This window comes from Paenibacillus sp. FSL W8-0919, from assembly GCF_038003785.1.
GTDB lineage: Bacteria > Bacillota > Bacilli > Paenibacillales > Paenibacillaceae > Paenibacillus_AQ > Paenibacillus_AQ lactis.
The window spans coordinates 5063624-5084413 of sequence record NZ_JBBOPV010000001.1 but is presented as its reverse complement, the minus strand read 5'-3'; the positions used below and the strand labels follow the sequence as shown (position 1 = coordinate 5084413).

Genomic DNA, 20790 nt, shown 5'->3' with positions numbered 1-20790 from the left:
CGGGTGAAGGCGGATGAACAAATTCGAAATCAGAACGCAGCAAAAGAAGGATGCGATCATTCATGCGGCATTAAAGCTTTTTAAAGAAAAAGGCTTCATCCATGTCAGCATTAAAGACATTGCCGAAGAATCCGGCGTTTCATCGGTATCCCTGTATAACTACTTCGGCAGTAAAGAAGGGGTGGTCAAAGAATGTGCAAACGTTCTGATGCAAAACACCATCCGAAGAGCCAAGGAGCTTTTGCAGCAAAATATCGACTTTAAGGACAAGCTATCCCAAGTACTGGAGATCTGTGCCGAACAAGACTACCAGTTGCTTGGCACACCGGGTGCCGTTGAAGATCAGGTGCTGGCAAGCTTATATAGCGAAAACACCAATCAAATTAGAATCGAGCTTATTCAGGAATATATTGAGCTGGGGAAGAAGGAAGGGGCGATTCACGCTTCGGTTTCCGTGGAGACCCTCTTGGAATTATTAAATGCCGTAGGGTCACTCCAAGCTTTATGGGCAAGATCGGGGAATTATAAAAAGAAGATGGCTGAGCTTAATCAGCTTCTCTTGTATGGTTTTGTTGGACGCCGCTAAATGGTTAGATGGAAAGTGCCTTTCCGATTTCGGAGGGTGCTTTTTGTTATTTACCAACTTGTTCTTGAAACTACGCAAAAAAGGAAATTCGCCTCCCAAGGAGAACCATATACTACTTGGAGGAGGATGCATTAATGCCAAAAACCATACTTGTAGTCGATGATGATCCGGATATTATCGATATGCTTAAACTTTATCTGGACGCAGAAGGATATCAGACACTGGAAGCTTACGACGGTAAAGAAGCCTTAGCGCATTTGCGAAGCAAGCACGTGGATCTGGCGCTGTTCGATATCATGATGCCGTTCATCGATGGGTTTCAGCTGCTCCGCATGATGCGGCAGGATTATAAGATCCCGGTCATTCTCATTTCGGCCAAAAATCAGGAGCTTGATAAAATAACCGGTCTGAAGCTGGGGGCAGACGATTATGTGTCCAAACCGTTCAGCCCGCTGGAAGTGATGGCGAGAATACAGGCCCAGTTGAGACGTTCATATGAGTTCAATGAGCTGCCTGAAGCTCCGCGGGTATCCGACACGTGCATCGGGGACCTGCAGCTGGATCACCGGGAATGCACGTTATATATCAAGGGAACGCCGATTTCGCTGAGCGCGATCGAATACAAATTATTGAAGCTGTTCATGGGGGAGCCGGGGCGCGTATTTACGAGGAAGCAAATTTTTGAGTATGCCTGGGACGAGCATTATCTTGCTGACGATAACGCCGTCATGGTCCAAATCAGCAGGCTGCGCGACAAAATCGAGGCTTGTCCGAGGAAGCCCGTCTATATCAAAACCATTCGCGGGCTCGGTTACCGGTTTGCGAAGAAAGATGAGTTACAGCCATGAAATCGCCTAATCGCCTGCAGCGTTCGCTGATCCGTCAGTATATTTTTTTCTTTATAACGATAGCTCTCATTGCCGCGTTTTCACTGTTCGTATTAAATGCGCAAATGGTGAATTACTTTAGGGAGGCTTCCGGACCGATCAAGTCGGTGGAGGCTGAAGTTATGGGCGGTCCAGCTGCCGCGCCTGGAGTGAACAGCGAACAGCATGAGCAAGAGAAAGTGAAAGTATTTTATGGAATGGCTCTGAAAACGCTTCTGCTGTTTCTCGCTTTGTTTGCAATCATCGTATATGCCTTCGGAAGGTGGACGGCATCCCGGGTAACCACTCCGCTTCGGTCGATCGCAGACGGCATCCGGAGCATCGCTCGCGGACATTACCACGAAAGGCTGAATTTTCAAGCGAGCTATGAGCTTGCGCAAATTCAGGATGATTTCAATGAAATGGCAGTGCGGCTCGAACAAATCGAGAAGGAGAAGAGGGAGCTGGAAGAGAGTAAGCAGCGAATGCTGATGGACATTTCCCACGACTTAAAAACACCCATGACCACCCTTCGTGGATATATCGAAGCGATGGAGGTAGGGCTCGTTGATTCTGAAGAGAGAAGGGCGCAAATCCTGAGCATGATCTCCAATAAAGCCAGTCTGATGCTAGAGCTGATCGACGGGATCTTTGAGCTGTCCAAGCTGGATAGCCCGGAGTATCCTTTTGACGTGCAGACCTCGGACATAACGGAATTTACGAGGGCCATCGCGGCCGAGTATTACGAGGTATTCGAGGAGCATAAGTTTTATTTCCATTACGATATTCCCGATCGGGAAATCTGGATCCCATTTAACGCGACCTGGTTATACCGGGCCGTTTCCAATATCCTGTCCAACGCTTTGAAATACAACCCGCCCGGAACAACCGTCGGCTTGAAATTGGCAGCTGCGGGTAACGGGGTGGAAATTCACCTGTCGGACGATGGAGTCGGCATTCCGGAAGACATACAGGGGAAGGTGTTCGATGCATTTGTTCGCGGAGACCTTGCCCGGAAAAGCGATGGCGGTACGGGGCTTGGCCTTGCTATTGCCAAACAGGTCATTGAAAAGCATGGGGGAACGATCACGCTGACCACGAACGGGCAAACGACATTCGTTCTTTTTCTGCCTGAAGAAATGTAAGATTTCTGAAAGAATAGGGAAAGCGGGATGAAAGAGTTGTCCGGTAATCTCTGATGTAGAACCAACTATATAGGGTATACAGGAGGACTGGAGAGTTTGGAGACACAAGAAGAGAAACAAACAGAGAAGGGCCCGATCTTGATTCGAAGATGGATCACTGGCCGGAAACGCATAAAGCCGCTAACGCCCGGTTGGAAGGGAGCGTCACTCGGGCTTGGCGTCATCGCATTGATCCTGGTCCTTATTCAGGCAAGATATCTATTGACGGGGCAAGATTTCGTCCGCTTTTTCACAGGTACATTCCTGTTTGTCTTCGCCGTAGCGCTGATTAGCGGATTGGCTGCATGGCTGCTGCACGGGGTAAAAAAACTGCCAAGTCGTTATATTTGGATATTGCTGTACTCCCTCAGCATGCTTTTATTTTGCTTCATTGGACCGTTGGAAGTATCGGTAGTTTTCATCGTGTTGTTTGCAGTTGTTTTTTCTTTGTTTGGTGCATTGGTTTATAATGTTGCAACCGGAAGATACAAGCAGGCTTCCAAAACCAGGAAAATTGGTGCCGTGGCCTGTTTATCCCTGATCGCATTCGTGATCGGCTCCGGCAGCTTCTGGTTGATTCGTGCGGGGGATGAAGCTGCTCCGGACGTGACCTTGAAACAGCTGAAAACTTCAGCCCGGTATGATGGCACGGCGATGAAAAACCCTGCCGAGCAAGGCGAGTATCCAGTCAAAAGCCTGCTGTACGGAAGTCCGGACAACTATCGAAAAGAGTTCAATCAAAGCGGTTCGCTGACTACCAAGACGGTGGATGCTTCCGAGTTTGTCGATAAATGGTCATCCGTTCGCACGAAGTCGCTTGGATTTGGCCCCGATGCCATGCCGTTAAACGGAAAAGTGTGGTATCCCGAAGGGGAGGGCCCCTTTCCGTTAGTTCTCATCGTCCATGGCAATCACTTGATGAACGATTATTCGGATGCGGGATATGATTACCTGGGCAAACTGCTGGCGAGCAAAGGGTATATATTTGTGTCGGTGGATGAAAATTTCCTGAATTTCTCACCGTATGAGGATCTGTTCCTGCTTAGCCCGCTGCTGAATGAAAATCCGGCAAGAGGTTTGCTGCTGCTGGAGCATTTGAAAACCTGGAAGGGCTGGAACAGCGATCCGAACCATCCCTTTTATCAGAAAGTCGATATGGAACGAATCGCCCTGATCGGACACTCCCGAGGCGGGGAAGCGGTCACTATCGCCGCTGCCTTCAACAGGCTCTCGAGTCATCCGGACCGCGGCCATATCAAGTTTGATTATAACTTTTCGATCCGGTCTTTGGTGTCCATCGCCGGCACGGACGGGCAATATAAGCCTCAAGGCAAACCGCTGCCGCTGAAAGATGTGCATTATTTGGCTCTGCATGGAGCTCATGATATGGATGTCAGCAGCCTGGACGGTGCCAAGCAGTATCATCGGATTCGGTATACGGAGGGCACGGATTACATGAAAGCCCTGGTCTATATTTATGGCGCCAACCACGGCCAGTTTAACGGAGGCTGGGGCAGAGGAGACGTGGCAGGCTTGGGGAACCAACTGTTTAACGTCCGTCAAATCATGCCGCGGGATGAACAGGAAGCGATTGCGAAAGTGTTTATAGCCTCGTTTTTAGATGCCACGCTGAAGGACCAAGGGCAATATCGAGAGGTGTTCAGAGATTTGGGGTACGCCAAGGAATGGCTTCCCGATAATCTGTACGTCGGCAATTATAACGATTCGCAAACGATCCTGCTTGCGGATTATCAAGAAGACATTGATCTCCAGAGCACCACGTTGCCAGGCGGCAGCATAATGGGCGAGAACCTCCAGCAATGGAAGGAGGAGAAGGTGAAGGCCAAAATGGGTGAAGCGGATTACAGCGCAGTCCGTTTAGGTTGGAATTCAAAAGCTTCGGCTGAACCCGCAGCCTATACGGTTACGCTCCCTGAACGAGCGGTGAAGACAGGCGAGGAGAGCTCCATCGTATTCTCGCTGGCGGATGCCCGCCGAAAAGAAGATAACGGCGATCCGAAGGAGCTGATCAATTTTACGATTACGGTAGAAGACAAGAAGGGCCGTCAGGCAAGCCTTCCCCTCAGCCATATATCCAAACTGCCGCCTGTCATTAAGGGCAAACTGCTGAAATGGCCATTATCTAATTTTGGGGAGACCTCGGAACCCGTCTTTCAGAGCTATGATCTCGGGCTAGGCGATTTCAAAAAAATGAATCCGGATTTCAATCCGGAGCAGTTAACCAAGATCCGTCTCCAGTTCAACCTGACCAAGCGCGGAACCATCCTGCTGAATGATGTAGGCATCCGTCCATAAACCTGCAGGGACGCTCTGAATGAAGGCTTGAAGCTTAACGAACCTACAAAATTATAGACACGCTAAAGAGCCGCCGGCATGGCGGCTTTTCTCCGTTGTCATCAATGCACTGCCGCACCCGAGCCACCATTCACTCGCTGATCGGATTGAGCTTTGTCAGCCTTCTTTGATAGACGAGACGGGAGAGTCCCACACTAATCTCATACAAAAGGAACAGCGGGACGATCACGAGAATGTCGGACACGAAATCAGGGGGCGTAATGGTCACGGCGGCAATGGTCAGCAGCAAATAAGCGACTTTTCGCATTTTGGCCAGCCGCAGCGGATTCAGGATACCGAGTGACGTTAAGAACATGATGACGACGGGCATTTCGAATAGAACGCCGAACGGTACGGTCATATTGATCATGAAGCGGAAATACTTCTCCGCCGTGTATGCGGTCATAAAGTTGCCGGACAGCGAATCCAGAAAGGAAAGCACCATCGGATAGATCACAAAATAACCGAAGGAGAGACCCAGGACAAACAGCCCTGCAATCGCCGGAATATAAGCAAGCGTGATGCGGCGTTCAACAGGGCGAAGACCCGGCACGACAAACCGCCATACCTGATAACCTGCGACCGGAGTCGTTACCGCCAATGCGATCACGCCTGCGATCATGAGATACACCCAGATAACATCCGTAGGCCCCAGAACCTGAAGCTGACCCTCGACATCGCGGGTCAGCATCTTGTACAGGGGTTCTACGTACAGGAAAGCGGCACAGAGGGCAACCAAGAAGGTGCCCAATGTAATCATAATCCGCTTGCGAAGTTCCATAAAATGCTCCGTCAGATGCTGCTCCTGCTCCCGATCCGTCATTTCAGCTTGTCTCCTTCTTCCGTATCGTTCGCGGATACGAGCTCGCGCGTCGAGTTTTTAAACTCGCTGAGCGTCCGTCCGAAAGCCCGCCCCAGCTCAGGCAGCTTCGATGGCCCGAAAATAATCAAGGCGATCAACAGGATCAGAATCAATCCGGTTACTCCGATGTTTCCCAGTGGCATAAGATCAACTCCCCTACATTTATTGTTCTTTCGAAGTCATTTGCAGAAGCTTGGTGATATCACCGGCGATGGATGCATCTCGCGGCGAATCATGCAGCTTGGATGCGATCCGGTCGATCAGGCCAGGCGCCTCCGGATGGGTCACGGTGAGAATTTGCACATGCTTATTAAACATATTCCTCACTTCTTCTCTCGCCTGAGACAGATTATCGGTCTGCGAGGTTTCTTTCCCTGTAACGCCTGGATCCGGCTCGCCTTTACCAGACAAACCGTCCATCTGGCTTAATACCCTCCTCTGTATATGGTCATATTGGTTTGAAGACACGGTGGATTCGGCTTGAGCCAGAATGATCGTGTCATTCACGACAAATGCCTTAATGCCTTCAATGCCCAGCCCCGCGAGTCTTGATTGGACGTGGGAGGACACGCCCCCTTCATGCAGGCTGGAGGAGCCGATCAAGCTGTATACGGTCGTGCCCATTTCGCTTGTCGTCTCCCCATTCTCATTGGTTGTACGTGTTTTCATGCCATGGTAGCTCGGGATGAGATCCGGATCCTGCACATGATGCGCTGCATTGGGATGCACATTCTGAGCTTTTTGCGTGTTCTGTTGATTGTCCGTTTGATTTTGACAGGCTGTGAGCGCAAGCAGCAGCGCAGAGCCTAGAATCGGAGCTTTGCAGCGACTCCAGAATGGATTCATAACTATTCGCCTCCATATGGTTTGGTAAATGTAGCATGCCCGGATGGAGAATAATGTATGAATGGAATTTTGCTGGGGACAATAACGGTATCCAAATGAACTAGAGTAGGGGTGCAAAGCCTTGAGCGAACAAGATCAACATTCACAACAAAATGAAAACCGTGAAGCAACCAAAACCAAAGAGTCCCAAAGAATGTCACGACGGAAATTCTTGACGAGATCCGGCTATGCAGTCGGAGGCGTCGTCCTGGGCGGCTTGCTAGGGTATCTGATCCCGAAGGAGAGAGCGAAGCCTGCAACACCGCCGGCACCACAGAAGCAAGAAGCGAACTACAATGAAGCTTTGATGTTCTTCACGCAGGAGCAGTATGCAATTACGCAAGCAGCTGTGGAGCGAATATTCCCGGCGGATGACAACGGCCCGGGAGCCAAGGACCTCGGCGTAGCCTTCTTTATCGACCACCAGCTGGCCGGGGATTGGGGCTTCAATGCCAGAGACTATATGCAGCCGCCATTCTATGTCGGCGAAAAGACGCAAGGCTATCAGGGGCGGATTAACCGACGCGAGATATTCTATATCGGCTTGAGGGAGATCCAGAACTACAGTCAAAAGAAATACAAGAAGGACTTTCCGGCCCTGTCTCCTGAAGAGCAGGATGCCGTATTGACCGCATTTCAGAATGATGAAGTGAACGTAACGACGATATCCGCAAGCGGATTCTTTAACCTGCTGCGCAGCAGTACCCTGGAAGGGGTCTATAGCGATCCTTTATATGGAGGAAACAAGAATATGCAGGGCTGGGCGATGAGGGATTATCCCGGCAACCAGATGACCTACACGAATATCATCGAGAAAGATTTCACCGTCGTGCCGCCACAGAGTCTGAGAGATCACTTGTAATTCAACCACTATACACGTAAGCGAGGTAAACATATGGCCAAAAAATTGCCTAAGACGGATGTTGTCATAATCGGCGTCGGCTGGGCCGGCGGTATTATCGCATCGGAATTGACGAAACAGGGACTGTCTGTTGTCGGATTGGAACGAGGAAAGGAGAGGGTGACGGAGGATTACTATATGGCGCATGACGAGCTGCGTTACGCGCTTCGTTATGATCTGATGCAGGATCTGTCCAAAGAAACGATTACGTTCCGGGGCAATGAGAAAATTCGCGCCCTGCCTATGCGGCAGTATGGATCCTTCCTTCTCGGAGAGGGGGTAGGCGGGGCCGGCGTACACTGGAACGGGCAGACGTACCGGTTCCTTCCCTATGATTTTGAAATCCGCAGCATGACGGAAGAGCGATATGGGAAAGATAAAATACCGCCGGGCATGATGATTCAGGATTGGGGAATAACCTACGACAAGCTTGAGCCGTACTTTGATAAATTCGAGAAAATGGCGGGCATCTCAGGCGAGGTGAACCCGCTCGCGGGTAAGCGTTCGAATGATTACCCGACGCCGCCGATGCTCCATACGCCATCGATGAAGATGTTCGTAGAAGCGGCTAAAAAGCTCAATCTCCACCCGTACACGGTACCTTCCGCGAACCTATCCGAAAGCTACACGAACCCGGACGGCATTTCGCGGGCGGCGTGCCAATATTGCGGATATTGCGAGCGGTTTGGCTGCGAATACGGTGCGAAAGCCGATCCTGTCGTTACCGTGATCCCAGTTGCGAAGAAAACCGGTAAGTTCGAGATCCGGACGCACTCCTACGTAAGAAGGATCTTACATAGCGGAGGCAAAGCGACCGGAGTAATGTACACGGATATGACAACGGGCGAGGATATTGAACAGCCTGCGGATATTGTGGTCTCAACGGGGTATGTATTTAATAACACCCGCCTGATGCTGCTGTCCAAGATTGGCAAGCCGTATGATCCGGCCACCGGTAAGGGAGTCATTGGCAAAAACTACGCCTATCAGGTTATCAAAGGAAATGCGGTCGGCTTTTTCGACGATCAGAAGTTCAACCTGTACGCCGGTGCAGGCAGTCTCGGCGTCTGCGTGGACGATTATAACGGGGATAATTTCGATCACTCCGATCTGAAATTCATCCATGGCGGAAACATCGCCCATACGTTTACGGGCCAGCGTCCTATTCAGAACAACCCGGTGCCGGAGGATTCACCGCGTTGGGGCAAAGAGTTCAAGGCCAATTCCTTGAAATACGCCAACAGCGTGCTTACGATCGGTTCCCAAGGCTCCTCGATGCCGTTTCGGCATCACTACCTCGATTTGGATCCGACCTACAAGGATGCGTTCGGGGATCCGCTCATTCGGATCACCTTCGACTTCGAGGAGCAGGACCGGGAGCTGGCACGTTATCTATCGGACCGCTGCGGGGACATTATGAAGGAGATGGGCACCGACCGCATTTTGAAAATGAAAGAGCTTGGGCCGTACGAAATCACGACTTACCAATCCACGCATAATACCGGCGGCGTCATCATGGGGGCAAGCCCCGACACTTCGGCAGTGAACAACTATATGCAGATGTGGGATATGGAAAACTTGTTTGTCATCGGGGCGTCCGCCTTCCCGCATAACAGCGGCTACAATCCGACAGGCACTGTGGGAGCTTTAGCTTATCGCGCGGCGGAGGGGATTGTCCAATACAGCAAAAAGGGCGGGTTGTTGGTATAACCTGCAGCTTGCACATCACACTTCAAGGAGGTAGTACACACCATGTTCAAAAAAGGTTGGTTCATAGCGGCACTGATCACCGTGCTGGTTCTATCACTGGCAGCCTGCGGCGGTGGAGGGAACAATGCAACAGAACCCGCTCCGGCTGACGGAACCGAACAGGCTCCGGATACGGCGAATGGCGGAAATGCAGGTAACGGCGAGGGAGCGACTGGCGGGGATGTCAGCGCTCAAGCGCAGTCGCTGTATAATGCAAACTGCATGGCTTGCCATGCAACGGATTTGGGCGGAGGCGGCAACTTTCCAAGCCTTCAGAAGATAGGCGCGGAACATTCCGCCGAAGAGATTGCCGGCATCATTTCAAACGGCCGCGGAGGCATGCCGTCGTTCAAGGACAGACTATCGGAAGACGATATTACGGTGCTGTCGCAATGGCTGGCACAGAAGAAATAGAAGGATCAGCATATAGCAGAACAAGCCGGTGTCCGATCAAGGGCATCGGCTTTTCCTTTATTGCCGGAAATCATTATTGCCGAAATTCATATTGCCCGCATGGCTCAAATGATAAAATGATAGGTGAAAGACATTATCTTACATGAATGATGGAATCGAAAGGAGCTCAAAGAGATGGACTTAGGACTTCAAGGCAAAGTTGCTCTCGTAACCGGCGGGAGCAAGGGCATCGGGTTGGAAACGGCTGTCACGTTCGCTGCGGAAGGAGCGATGGTTGCCATTTGCGCCCGGAACGAGGAGCAGCTGGAAGACGCGGCCGCGATCATCAAGGATCGGACAGGAGCGGATGTCCTGATCATCAGCGCCGACGTGACGAAGCCGGCGGACTGTGAGCGGGCGGTAGCGGAAACCGTCAAGCGCTACGGCCGGCTCGACATCGTCATCAATAATGCTGGAACCGCTGCTGCGAAGCCGTTTGAAGGGATCGATGACGAAGCATGGACAGCCGATTTGGATCTGAAGCTGTTCGGAGCGATCCGCATCTCACGGGCGGCGGTACCGTATTTGCGCGCGGCGAGCGGCGGCTCTATTATTAATGTCACGACATCTTCAGCCAAGACCCCGCCTGCCTCATCGATGCCCAGCAGTGTAAGCCGTGCCGCCGGACAAGCCCTGACGAAGGCCATGAGCCGTGATTTGGCGCAGGACGGAATTCGGGTCAACACCGTTTGCATCGGCATGATCCGAAGCGACCAGCTGGAGCAGCGCTGGAAGAGGGAAGAACCGGGTCTCACATGGGAGCAATACGCCCGGGATCCCCGTCACCACATTCCGCTCGGCCGGATCGGCGACACCGATGAAGCGGCGAAAGTCATCGTGTTCCTAGCTTCCGAAGCAGCTTCTTACGTCACAGGAACATCGGTGAATATCGACGGGGGAGCTGGACCGTCGCTATAAAAAGCTTGCATGCAGCCTTCAAGACAATAGCAGTTTGCAGTGGACGCGCTCCCTGCAGGCAACCACAGAACAGCGGGCAATCCGCTGTTTTTTTGTGGTTCGTATCCGAAGAGCTGAGTTGATTGGAAGGGGACTGGAAAATATTTCAACCTGGCCGGTCGAAAGTGAAGAGCGATGCGAGAGGATGATGTATGTGCCATGGCACCTGCGGTAGGCACCTAGAGTGCCTATTTTTTTACTTCCGATGATTGAAGGATGTCGTAATTTTATAGTCGAACATGTCGCATAGTTGGACTAAAAAAAATCGCAAGATGTGGTACCTTATATTTGGATGTCAGGATTCATGGCGCTGCCGCTTACAGAGGACCTGAGGCCGGCCCGTCTCTCATGATCGGCTCAGGCCGACTTGCCGATGGCGGATAACCCTAGCGGTTCAATGTGGCAGAATTACATAGAAGAACGTATACCTGACCCGTCTGCACCTGATGCGTGCGCATTGGATTCATACCGATTACATTTTATGCAAAGAGATGGTGATGATTGATGAGTAAAGTATATCGTATCGGCATTATCGGCTGCGGCGGCATTGCAAACGGAAAGCATCTGCCGAGCCTTAGCAAATTGAAGAACGTGGAGCTCGTTGCGTTCTGCGATATCGTGAAGGAGCGCGCGGAGGAAGCTGCCAAGACGTACGGAACCGCGGATGCCAGCGTGGTTACCGATTATACCGAGCTTCTGAAAGACGAGACCATCGATATTGTCCATGTTCTGACTCCAAACGATTCCCATGCCGACATTTCGATTGCAGCGTTAGAAGCGGGCAAGCATGTCATGTGCGAGAAACCGATGGCCAAGACGGCTGCGGACGCCAAGCGCATGCTTGAAACAGCAAAGCGGACTGGCAAGAAGCTGACGATCGGTTATAATAACCGGTTCCGTGAAGACAGCTTGTATTTGAAGCAAATGTGCGAAGCCGGCGAGCTCGGCCACATCTACTATGCAAAGGCACATGCGGTGCGCAGAAGAGCCGTGCCGACTTGGGGCGTGTTCTTGGACGAGGAGAAGCAAGGCGGGGGTCCGTTGATCGATATCGGTACGCACGCGCTTGACCTGACGCTGTGGATGATGGATAACTACAAGCCGAAGGTTGTGCTTGGCACTACGTATCATGAGTTGTCCAGTAAGGAAAATGCGGCAAATGCATGGGGACCATGGGATCCTAAGAAATTTACGGTTGAAGATTCGGCCTTCGGCATGATCGTCATGGAGAACGGTGCGACCATCATTTTGGAATCGAGCTGGGCGCTCAATACGCTCGAGGTCGATGAAGCGAAGTGCAGCTTAAGCGGCACCGAAGGCGGCGCGGACATGAAGAACGGGCTTCGGATCAACGGGGAACAATTCAGCCGGTTATACACGAAGGAAATCGAGCTGAGCTCCGGTGGCGTCGCTTTCTATGAAGGACGCAAGGAATCGGCGCCTGATATTGAGATGAGAAAATGGATTGAAGCAATCGAAGAGGATAAGGATCCTGTCGTGACGCCGGAGCAAGCGTATGTGGTATCCCGCATTCTTGAAGCGCTGTACGAATCCGCACGCCTTGGTCAGGCGGTATACTTGGATTAAATTTGCATTTTCATATCCATAAAATCTGAGGAAAGCTCTGAATAATCAGAGCTTTCTTTGCATTTATAGCAATCGGGAAGAATTTATGAGTGAGCGATTGAATTAATATTGTGCTTAGATGATGGATATATGGAAAGCGAGGTAACCGTGTGATTTTTGAAATAACGATACAGGTTCGCGTTGCGAATTATCCGGAGGGGCTGGAATGGTACCGAACGTTGATGAACCGGGAGCCTGATTTTATTCCCCATGAAGGATTTGCAGAATGGGAGCTGATTCCCGGGTGCTGGCTTCAGGTAGCGGAAGGCGAACCGGCTCCGGGGAGCGGTCCGATCCGTTTAGGTGTACAACATATCGAACGGGAGCGCCAACGTCTTGCCCAGCATTTAAAGACGGAGAGCTTCACCATCTACACTCGGGATGAAGTTCCTGTTAAATGGGGAACGTTTACCGATCCATGGGGGAATCGAATCGGCTTATTTGAATATCTGAACAAAGATGAAGAGAGAGAACGGATCCGAACGATCGCCAGTAAATGAAATCGTGAAGGTTTCCCGCTGGCCCCGTCCATGAGCTGCAGAATATCGGAACGCCGATACTGGCGAATGAGAACCACCTGTTTGGCAATAATATACTTAATAGCCTAGGCAGGAGGGACGGCGGGATGATCTTCATATAACACGATTACGGCGGGACCCATACGACGTCGCTGGCGGCCGCTTACCATTTGAATAAGCTGCCGACGCACCGGAAGCTTACAAAGGAAGAAATATTGGCCGTTGATTATTTCAATCAGCTCACGGCTTCAGATATGGGCAAGCTTATCTTTCGTGGACTGGATGAGGACGGAAATCCGGTATACACGGTTGGAAAGGGAAATTCCAAAGCCGTCCTCCCGGCAATGGTTCATATGGCTTCCATGCTTCAGGATAAATTCAAGAACGATGAACCGATCATTTTCTCCAATACGTCGCCTACCGTGCCGATGATGATGAGCATTGGAGGATTTCTGTCCCGGGGACTGAAATTGGATGTGATTGGCGTTCCGTATCTGGTTAATGGGGCTCAGCAATGCTGCAGGACGATTTATGAGCTCGTGCTTCACACGAAGGAGACGGCGGCGGCCAGGGCAGCCACGGATTCGGTGATCATTCTCGACAACCAACATTTTAAACGTAAAAGACAGTAACAAAGACCTTGATCCGTCAGGGTCTTTTTTTGATGCCTTTCAAGTGAGAGGTTAACCGATTTGTCCGATGAAATAGACCGATTCATCAATTTTGTCCATCACGTAACTAGGGGATACACCCTCGAATATAATCCAAAAAGGAGGCATGTCGAACGTAAAGGATAAAGGGGGAGTCAGACTGCCAAAAGATCTTCTGCTGTACGATGTAGACTGGTGGATTCTGGGGAAAACAGCCCGGGTTCTGCAGCGTTATCATCCGAATCTCGAGCTGATGTCGTTTGCTGAAGCAGAAAAGCTCGTTGAATCCGTCGGCGCCCAAGAAATCAATCAGCGTTATTGCGTTATCAGCTCGATGTGCTTAGGAATTGCCGCCTGGGCGATCTTCAAGCATATCCGAGTCGATTCTTCCGCTGCCGTTTCTTATTATTATTTCACTCGAAATTATGAAGCCTTTCGGGAATGGATGGATCCGATCATTCCGGACCCTGAATTCCTTCGGTTGGTGCTTTCCCGCATTCCCGTCATCGGTGCCATGAACCGCAGGCTGACGGCTGCTCTTCAGGATTTGGTTCCTCAAGCACGTATCGATTTTATCGGACATTTTGTCGACACGTTGCATTTTACCCCCGCGGAATCCGTCCGTGGTCCAGATCAACCGTTTGTGATCGGGTGGGCCGGCGACAAGGGGAAGAAGTCGAAAAACTATCATTCGCTCGTTGAACCGATTAAGCAGTATTTTGACCGTCATCCGGGAATCCAGCTCGTGGAAACAAGCGGAGCGTATGCCTATGAAGATATGCCGCGCTTTTACCGCTCCATTGATCTTCTTCTGATCACCTCATCGAGTGAAGGCGGCGGGGCGCCGGCGCTGGAGGCTTTTGCCTGCGGCACGCCGGTTCTGTCTACGGACGTCGGATACATTATGGAAGCCGCCGGCTCTGATTTATATCCTCTCATTCTAAAAACCGATCATCCGCTTGATTTCATCCACGCCATTGAGCACTGGATGCATCATAGGGAAGAGCTGAACTTGATCGGTCAACAGTGCCGGAACAACGTAGAGTTGAACTGGAACATCGAATCAGGGGCAAGGCGCTGGTTATCCCATCTGTTTAACCGAACGGAGGTGAAGTGATGGGAACCTCGAATTGGCAAAATATTTCGTATTGCGTGGAGCTTATCCGCAGGGTGGCGCCGTCTAGCGTGCTTGATGTCGGCGTGGGCTTTGGGCGCTGGGGCATGATATGCCGCGAGTTTCTCGATGTATGGCAGGGAAGGGTGTTCCGGGAGCAATGGACGACAACCATCGAAGGGATTGAGGTGTTCGAGCGAAGCATCGACGATTATCACGATTTCTTCTATAACCGGATTTACCGTACGGAAGCCTACGACTTTTTAGTGACTCAGAAGGAGCAGAGAAAGTACGATTTGATTATTCTAGGCGATGTTCTTGAGCATTTTACGAAACGGCGGGGCGATGAGCTTCTGCGATCTTGTCTGGAGATCAGCCGTTATGTCCTGCTTAATATTCCGATCGGGCAGGATTGGCCGCAAGGAAGCGAGTATGGCAATGAATATGAAACCCACCGCAGCGATTGGAATGAAGCGGACTTTCAAAAATATCCGGTCGTGGAAAAAAAGATGTTCAAGGATTACATTGGCCGCGACTTTGCAACGATGCTGCTGCAAGGAAGTCTGCTTCACTGAGCCTAAACCGAGACGAATGGGTGAGAGGAGCAACTTGGAATGGCTGATCAAACCAGCATGAACCCGCATAAGGTGGTATGCTCCGTGCCGATTGAGCTAGTATTTACGGATACCGATGTGAAATCATCAAGTACGGAGCATAGGATTGATCATATTACGGATGCATGGTTCGAGCATCATTTGCTGCATAGCGATATATCCATTATGCGCTTTACGCCTCATCGGGACCTATATTCGTATTTCATGGGGCATCAAAGTTCTCCCGAAGCCTATCTGGAATGGCACGATAAGATCTACACGACCCGAGGGCTGAAAGCTCCGGACAGGGAGGCGGTGCTCCGTCAGAAGCAGATGGAGTTCATTAATATGAGGAATGAACTCCTCAGAAATAGCAGCTTTTTCATGGATCATCCCATACAAGCGCGATATAATCCTGCGGGATATTTCAATATCAAGGACGGTCATCACCGAGCCGCCTTCCTGTACGTCTTCGGCTTTCGCCGGGTATATTTGGAAATGAGCTCATCAGACTATGCACAGTGGCTCAATGAGGATCAGGCCGGAGCGGTCCGCGCTACGATCCAAGACCAGCAGCGACAGCTAATCTATACGCCGATCCTGCATCCGGAGTTTTATTATTGGAGCAGTGAGAGAGACCGTGTATACCCGACCAGACTCGATTATATGATGCGTTATTTGGGAGTGTCTCCTTTGCGCGGAACCCGCGTTGTCGATATCGGCTGTAATATCGGGTATCATGCACGCTGCTTTACCCGCGAGGGGGCTTCCGTGACAGGTATTGAACATGATGCCGATCATTGCCGGATGCTGAAGGCGTTGAACGATTTGGAGCATACGCATTTTCAATGGATTCCGAAGCCTTTCGAAGGTGCCAGCATTGGGAGCTATGATATCGGAATTATGCTGACCGTTTTCTATCATGTCATGAAGAATGAAGAGGTATGCCGAGCGTTTCTTGATAAATTGGATCAATCCGTCGAGCAGCTGCTCTTCTGGGAATCCGGAGACGATCCTCGTAAGGAGAAGAGGCTGATCCTGGAGAATACCGGCTTCACACGATATGAGAAGCTCGCCGACACGTTCGGAACCGGCAAGCTGCGGGAGCTCGGCGTGTTTCAGAAATGATTACCTAACTGAGGCGAAGGGGTGAGCACGATGTTCGAAGGCATTTCTGTGCTGATACCGTATCAGCCGGATGGAGGTCCTCGGGACGAAGCTTTTCGCTACGTAAAGGAGTTCTACAGGCGTCTGCTGCCAGGGGCCGAAGTATGTGTCGGAGACCTGATGGAGCACGAGCGGTTCAGCCGCTCCAAAGCGATCAACAAGGCTGCGGCGTTGGCGAATGGCGACCGGTTCATTATTGCGGACGGGGACTTGATCTATGATCCGGAAATGATGAAAGAGGCTGTGCGTGGGCTGGAGGATCATGAATGGATCATTCCGTTTACCAGCATTACTCGACTGACCCTGAATAACTCCCAAAGAATTCTGCGTGCGGAGATCGGTTGGCCGCTTCAGATAGAGCTTGAAACGCTTCCGTACGATGCCCGTTTGTTTGTCGGGGGCTTAAACCTTGTTACCCGGAACGCCTTCGAGGCTGTCGGGGGGTATGATGAGCGGTTTGTGGGATGGGGCGGGGAGGATGAGGCTTTTGCCTATTCCCTGGATACGATTATCGGAAAGCATATTCGGCTGGAAGGGAATCTGCTGCATTTCTGGCACCCGTTTGTGGGACCTGAGGGAAATCCGAATTATGAGTCCAATTATGCGCTCTATCATCGGTACAAGGCCGCACTTGGCAAACCGGAAGAAATGAGACGGCTGATTCAGGAAAAAAGGAAGGAGTCTGACAGGGATGCGATTGTCATTGATCGTCCCGGTACTGAATGAAGAGACGTTCATACCGCTTTATTTGGAAAGCGCTGCAGCTTACGCGGATGAAATCATTATGGTGGATGGCGGCAGCACGGACCGTTCAGTGCCGCTGATCGAGGAATACAAGCGCCATCTTCCCATTCGCTTGTATCATATGCACCAAACCGGTCTGCCCTATACGGAGGACTGGAATGAATCGAAGGTCCGCAACTTTTTGATCGAACAGGCGACCGGTGATTGGATCATGAATTTGGATATCGATGAAATGGTCGACGACCGTTTCATCGAAGTTCTGCCTGAGCTGATGCGTCGAACCGATGCGGATATTTTTCAGTTTCCATTCGTCAACTTCTGGGGCGATCCCTGGACACTCCGTGTGAACAGTCCGGGGGATGAGCGGTGGTCCAACGATATTACCCGAATGTGGCGAGCGAAGATCGGCATAAAGTATCGCGAGGAGAGGCATCACTGCACGCTTGAAGCAAGCGGGGGCCAGAGCATATGGAGCGTGCCGCGCAGCCGGATCGATGTGAATATTTATCACTACCATTACGCTCTCGGCAAAAAAATCAAGTTCAACGATAATCGGCGCGGAGATGTCAACCTTCTGACCAACGAGGGGGAACCGGACTGGAATTTTGCGCATGACGAATACAGCATCGCAACGTTGCCGTTCACGGGCACTCATCCGGAGGTTATACAGCGGTATCTTCATGCTGATGCACAATAAAGAACGGAATGTCATATTAACGTAATACGAATAAGCCTTCGCATCCCGGAACCGCTGCAATCCGGTCCGGGATGACGAAGGCTTTATTATGCTTGGTGGACTTGAAGTCACGAGCTGGGCTGGGGCTCCTTGGACCCAATCGATCCCCGTGCCAGCTGGGCAGGGCAAAGTTCTTCCAGCACTTCGGCATTCTCGAGCTTTGCAGTCAAATCGCGCAGCTGGTGTGCATGGTAGGAGGGGCCGTCGATAAGTTCACGCCGCGCATGGACATCGGGCTGTTGTTCGGTTTCGCCGCAATAGATTACGCTATCGAAACGGACACGGCTGAACAAATCCAGCCGATTCGTGAAATAAACCTGCGGACCGGCTTTCCGTATGCCAATGACATCTTGTTGATGATATTTCATCAAGTGAACCACGATGATACGTTTCCGATCGGCGGCGAGCTGCTTAACGATCCGCTTCCATCTGGGATCCTGACGACTCCACTCGCGCTCTCCGAGCACCAGTACGCACTCGACGGTAATGTTCGCAAGCCTCGAGGCCACTTCCTCAGAAGATACTGCCCCGGAAAACCGATTTTCCGGCGGTTTAGGCATCTGCCAGACTTTATTCCATTTCCGTTCATAATAGGACTTGTTGTTGCGCCAAAGCTGATCATACTCGCCCGGCTTCAGCTTTTTGATCGTGGCGCTGCCATGGTGATAAACAAAGGCGTCCTCGATGATTGCCAGTTTGTAACCGGCCCGCTTGACCCGCTCGCAATAATCATCGTCCTCAAACATGCCGACCCCATAATTGCTGTCCAAGTCTCCGATTTGTTCGATCACGCTGCGTTTTATGGCTACGCAGAAGAAGCCAAGCAGATCGGTATACCGACTCCCTCCTTCATAAAACTCGTAAAAATCGCGCAGCCAATCCGAATGGGCGCCTTCTACCGGATTGCCGACGAAATGGTCCACGGCCTGATCGTTACCCACATGATTAGACATAGGTCCGGTCATGCCAAGATCCGGGTCAATCGCCAAAGGGTGGATCAACCGCCTGATCCAGCTCCCATCGGGTACGATGGTATCATTGTTCAGCAGAATGATATATTCGCCGCTGGCTTTGCGGCATCCCAGGGAATTCCCTGCGGCAAAGCCGAGATTGGTCGAGGAAAACATGATCCGGAACAGATCGGAATCGAGTTCGGCCAGGCGCTGCCTGGTTTCGTCCGTGGAACCGTTATCGATAACAATGACCTCCATATTGGGATAACGGCCCGGCTTCTGAAGGCTGGTCAGACATTGGCGCGTGTAAGCCCAGTTGTTGTACGTCAAAATGACAACGCTCACTTTCGGGAACAGCCTTGACAAGATCTGCTCATGGAGCTCTATATATCTCATTTCCCATGTATGAGACCGCGCAAATTGCATTCTGGCTTGGACCTCACGGGGGCCCTGCTGCTGCAGGGATCGTTCGATCGCTTGTTCGAAGTCTTCAGGCGTACAGGCGACGAGGGTTAAGCCGGCCGCCACGGTTTCCAGCTCAGGCAGATAAGTGGAAACAACCGGCTTGCCTGCAGCCAAATATTCATAGAGCTTCACCGGATTGGTTGCGCGGGTAAGCTCGTTTTCCAGAAAAGGAATCAAGGCAACATCAAAGCGGTGGAGGTAGGATGGAAGCCGTTCATATGGCTTCTCGCCAAGGAGCATGACGTTCGGGAGGTTCTCAACGACCGATGTGTCGCACCCAAACGTGTGCCCGATCAGGACAAATGTCCAATCCGGCCTTCGTGCTGCCAGTTGGCCAATGAGCCGGATATCAAACCAATCGGAAATCGCTCCATAGTATCCGATGACCGGTCCCCGAATCGACGTGAGCTCCGGTGCGACGGGCATAGGATTGTAAAAATGGGAAGCATCCGCCGCATTGCGCAGAAGCAGGGTGGAAGGATGAAGTTTCTTCATTCGGTCATACAATGCCTGGGATGAGGCCACAACCAAGTCGGCGCTGTGTACTAATTGCTCCTCCTGGCTCAGTATGGCTTTGTCATTGGTAGAGAATCCTTGATGTTCGTCCATGCAGTCATACACGAGCTTGTGATTGCCGATGGCTGTTACGAGCGGTGTCCAGAACGGAAGGTCGACGATCGAAACAAGATGCTCTATCTGAAAGCGAGCCCGGACATAATCGATGGACCAGCTAAGATATCGGATATCCGTCTCATTCATCAGGTCTCTGTACAGATTCAGCTTGCGGGTGGCACAGAGCGTAATGAGCCATATGTTCGGCTCGATCCGTTTAATTCCGACATGCCGTGCCACATCTTCATAAACGGGTTCTTCCATTGGAAGCACTGCGATGTCGGTCGTTATATAAAATACCCTGTGGCCATGAAGGGCGAATTGCTCCGATATTTGCTGAGGCCTTTGCCACCGGAAGTCCCAATCAATTACCGGAAACCGCAGCACGTCATATTCCCCGCGCGCTCCTGCCGGCGGGTTTGAACGTATTTGCACAGCTTCCGATCGATTCTGCTGCTTGCCTTGGGACACGCCAACAGGGCTTAGAGGCAGCGGCTGGGCCGTATGTGGCTTCAGATGCATAGAGGTGCTCGGAAGTGAAAACGGGACATTCAGCCTGCGATTACGAATGGATCTGTTGCGTTTTCCAAGTTTCTTAACCGATAGAGACACTCGTTTTTTTATTGGCTTCCGGGACCTCTTCCGTGGTCTGTTCAACACCATTCTCCTCCCTACGCGATTGTCTATGGTCTTAAATTATGTCTCCATATGGACTTCCGCTTGGGTAGATCACCATTTTTGCACTCGAATGGGTAGGGGGCCCTGGCATTCTTTCTAATAGTGGACAGATCGGTAGGTCATTTGACTATCTTTA

The 20790-nt window shown here is 51.2% G+C and carries 19 protein-coding genes and 1 pseudogene; 16 read left to right on the top strand and 4 right to left on the bottom strand.

The features are described 5' to 3' along the window. Positions 1–13 precede the first annotated feature (13 nt). From NST44_RS22960 to bahA, 4 genes are all read left to right on the top strand, one after another. Entirely contained in the window at positions 14–586 is a 573-nt protein-coding gene (locus tag NST44_RS22960) for a TetR/AcrR family transcriptional regulator (RefSeq protein WP_210095299.1), read from the top strand. Positions 587–720: 134 nt separating this feature from the next. Next, the gene (locus NST44_RS22955; RefSeq protein ID WP_210095300.1) at positions 721–1434 is read left to right on the top strand and encodes a response regulator transcription factor; all 714 of its coding nucleotides are present in this window, start codon (positions 721–723) and stop codon (positions 1432–1434) included. Then, positions 1431–2597, top strand: coding sequence for a HAMP domain-containing sensor histidine kinase (locus NST44_RS22950; RefSeq protein WP_210095301.1), 1167 nt, complete (start codon positions 1431–1433; stop codon positions 2595–2597). Before NST44_RS22955 ends, NST44_RS22950 begins: the two co-directional genes overlap by 4 nt. Before the next feature lie 96 nt (positions 2598–2693). Continuing rightward, positions 2694–4952 (top strand): bacitracin amidohydrolase BahA, encoded by a 2259-nt coding sequence (gene bahA / locus NST44_RS22945; protein ID WP_340900677.1) that lies wholly within the window; start codon positions 2694–2696, stop codon positions 4950–4952. A gap of 130 nt (positions 4953–5082) precedes the next feature. Here bahA and tatC read toward each other — a convergent pair whose 3' ends face one another. The 3 genes from tatC to NST44_RS22930 are packed head-to-tail and all read right to left on the bottom strand — an operon-like array spanning position 5083 to position 6699. Then, on the bottom strand, positions 5083–5814 hold the full coding sequence (gene tatC, locus NST44_RS22940; RefSeq protein WP_007128363.1) for a twin-arginine translocase subunit TatC: 732 nt from the start codon (positions 5812–5814) through the stop codon (positions 5083–5085). After that, on the bottom strand, positions 5811–5996 hold the full coding sequence (tatA, locus tag NST44_RS22935) for a twin-arginine translocase TatA/TatE family subunit (protein ID WP_007128362.1): 186 nt from the start codon (positions 5994–5996) through the stop codon (positions 5811–5813). Before tatA ends, tatC begins: the two co-directional genes overlap by 4 nt. A 19-nt stretch (positions 5997–6015) precedes the next feature. Next, positions 6016–6699: a hypothetical protein gene (locus tag NST44_RS22930; protein ID WP_007128361.1), complete on the bottom strand. Its 684-nt coding sequence runs from the start codon at positions 6697–6699 to the stop codon at positions 6016–6018. Positions 6700–6820: 121 nt separating this feature from the next. Here NST44_RS22930 and NST44_RS22925 point away from each other — a divergent pair, with 121 nt between their 5' ends. From NST44_RS22925 to NST44_RS22870, 12 genes and pseudogenes are all read left to right on the top strand, one after another. Beyond that, positions 6821–7600 (top strand): gluconate 2-dehydrogenase subunit 3 family protein, encoded by a 780-nt coding sequence (locus NST44_RS22925; RefSeq protein WP_007128360.1) that lies wholly within the window; start codon positions 6821–6823, stop codon positions 7598–7600. 33 nt (positions 7601–7633) lie between these two features. After that, positions 7634–9349, top strand: coding sequence for a GMC family oxidoreductase (locus NST44_RS22920; protein ID WP_007128359.1), 1716 nt, complete (start codon positions 7634–7636; stop codon positions 9347–9349). Between the two features lie 42 nt (positions 9350–9391). Then, a complete protein-coding gene (locus tag NST44_RS22915) occupies positions 9392–9802 on the top strand; it encodes a c-type cytochrome (protein ID WP_007128358.1) in 411 nt (136 codons plus the stop codon). A 174-nt stretch (positions 9803–9976) separates the two neighbouring features. Next, positions 9977–10759, top strand: coding sequence for an SDR family NAD(P)-dependent oxidoreductase (locus tag NST44_RS22910; protein ID WP_007128357.1), 783 nt, complete (start codon positions 9977–9979; stop codon positions 10757–10759). A gap of 543 nt (positions 10760–11302) precedes the next feature. Continuing rightward, positions 11303–12385, top strand: coding sequence for a Gfo/Idh/MocA family protein (locus NST44_RS22905; RefSeq protein ID WP_007128356.1), 1083 nt, complete (start codon positions 11303–11305; stop codon positions 12383–12385). A gap of 149 nt (positions 12386–12534) precedes the next feature. Then, positions 12535–12924 (top strand): VOC family protein, encoded by a 390-nt coding sequence (locus tag NST44_RS22900; protein WP_007128355.1) that lies wholly within the window; start codon positions 12535–12537, stop codon positions 12922–12924. Positions 12925–13049: 125 nt separating this feature from the next. Further along, positions 13050–13574: pseudogene (locus NST44_RS22895) on the top strand (DUF3189 family protein). Positions 13575–13719: 145 nt separating this feature from the next. Next, positions 13720–14709: a glycosyltransferase family 4 protein gene (locus NST44_RS22890; protein WP_007128353.1), complete on the top strand. Its 990-nt coding sequence runs from the start codon at positions 13720–13722 to the stop codon at positions 14707–14709. Next, complete coding sequence (locus NST44_RS22885) at positions 14709–15281, top strand: methyltransferase domain-containing protein (RefSeq protein ID WP_007128352.1); 573 nt, start codon at positions 14709–14711, stop codon at positions 15279–15281. The genes NST44_RS22890 and NST44_RS22885 overlap by 1 nt, the downstream gene beginning before the upstream one ends. A 39-nt stretch (positions 15282–15320) precedes the next feature. Beyond that, a complete protein-coding gene (locus NST44_RS22880; protein WP_007128351.1) occupies positions 15321–16427 on the top strand; it encodes a class I SAM-dependent methyltransferase in 1107 nt (368 codons plus the stop codon). A 30-nt stretch (positions 16428–16457) separates the two neighbouring features. Then, entirely contained in the window at positions 16458–17192 is a 735-nt protein-coding gene (locus NST44_RS22875; protein ID WP_340900671.1) for a galactosyltransferase-related protein, read from the top strand. Next, positions 17158–17907: a glycosyltransferase gene (locus NST44_RS22870; protein ID WP_007128349.1), complete on the top strand. Its 750-nt coding sequence runs from the start codon at positions 17158–17160 to the stop codon at positions 17905–17907. Before NST44_RS22875 ends, NST44_RS22870 begins: the two co-directional genes overlap by 35 nt. 107 nt (positions 17908–18014) lie before the next feature. On the opposite strand, the gene NST44_RS22865 is transcribed toward NST44_RS22870, so the two are convergent. Further along, a complete protein-coding gene (locus NST44_RS22865) occupies positions 18015–20498 on the bottom strand; it encodes a glycosyltransferase (RefSeq protein WP_167324085.1) in 2484 nt (827 codons plus the stop codon). Positions 20499–20790 lie beyond the last annotated feature (292 nt).

What these genes read in the sequence shown, in the direction of transcription:
- NST44_RS22865 (WP_167324085.1), bottom strand. Translation starts at nt 20,498, where the DNA reads ATGCATCTGAAGCCACATACGGCCCAGCCGCTGCCTCTAAGCCCTGTT.
- NST44_RS22920 (WP_007128359.1), top strand. Translation starts at nt 7,634, where the DNA reads ATGGCCAAAAAATTGCCTAAGACGGATGTTGTCATAATCGGCGTCGGC.
- NST44_RS22915 (WP_007128358.1), top strand. Translation starts at nt 9,392, where the DNA reads ATGTTCAAAAAAGGTTGGTTCATAGCGGCACTGATCACCGTGCTGGTT.
- NST44_RS22960 (WP_210095299.1), top strand. Translation starts at nt 14, where the DNA reads ATGAACAAATTCGAAATCAGAACGCAGCAAAAGAAGGATGCGATCATT.
- NST44_RS22870 (WP_007128349.1), top strand. Translation starts at nt 17,158, where the DNA reads ATGCGATTGTCATTGATCGTCCCGGTACTGAATGAAGAGACGTTCATA.
- NST44_RS22890 (WP_007128353.1), top strand. Translation starts at nt 13,720, where the DNA reads ATGTCGAACGTAAAGGATAAAGGGGGAGTCAGACTGCCAAAAGATCTT.
- NST44_RS22885 (WP_007128352.1), top strand. Translation starts at nt 14,709, where the DNA reads ATGGGAACCTCGAATTGGCAAAATATTTCGTATTGCGTGGAGCTTATC.
- tatA (WP_007128362.1), bottom strand. Translation starts at nt 5,996, where the DNA reads ATGCCACTGGGAAACATCGGAGTAACCGGATTGATTCTGATCCTGTTG.
- NST44_RS22910 (WP_007128357.1), top strand. Translation starts at nt 9,977, where the DNA reads ATGGACTTAGGACTTCAAGGCAAAGTTGCTCTCGTAACCGGCGGGAGC.
- NST44_RS22955 (WP_210095300.1), top strand. Translation starts at nt 721, where the DNA reads ATGCCAAAAACCATACTTGTAGTCGATGATGATCCGGATATTATCGAT.
- tatC (WP_007128363.1), bottom strand. Translation starts at nt 5,814, where the DNA reads ATGACGGATCGGGAGCAGGAGCAGCATCTGACGGAGCATTTTATGGAA.
- NST44_RS22880 (WP_007128351.1), top strand. Translation starts at nt 15,321, where the DNA reads ATGGCTGATCAAACCAGCATGAACCCGCATAAGGTGGTATGCTCCGTG.
- NST44_RS22950 (WP_210095301.1), top strand. Translation starts at nt 1,431, where the DNA reads ATGAAATCGCCTAATCGCCTGCAGCGTTCGCTGATCCGTCAGTATATT.
- NST44_RS22875 (WP_340900671.1), top strand. Translation starts at nt 16,458, where the DNA reads ATGTTCGAAGGCATTTCTGTGCTGATACCGTATCAGCCGGATGGAGGT.
- NST44_RS22930 (WP_007128361.1), bottom strand. Translation starts at nt 6,699, where the DNA reads ATGAATCCATTCTGGAGTCGCTGCAAAGCTCCGATTCTAGGCTCTGCG.
- NST44_RS22905 (WP_007128356.1), top strand. Translation starts at nt 11,303, where the DNA reads ATGAGTAAAGTATATCGTATCGGCATTATCGGCTGCGGCGGCATTGCA.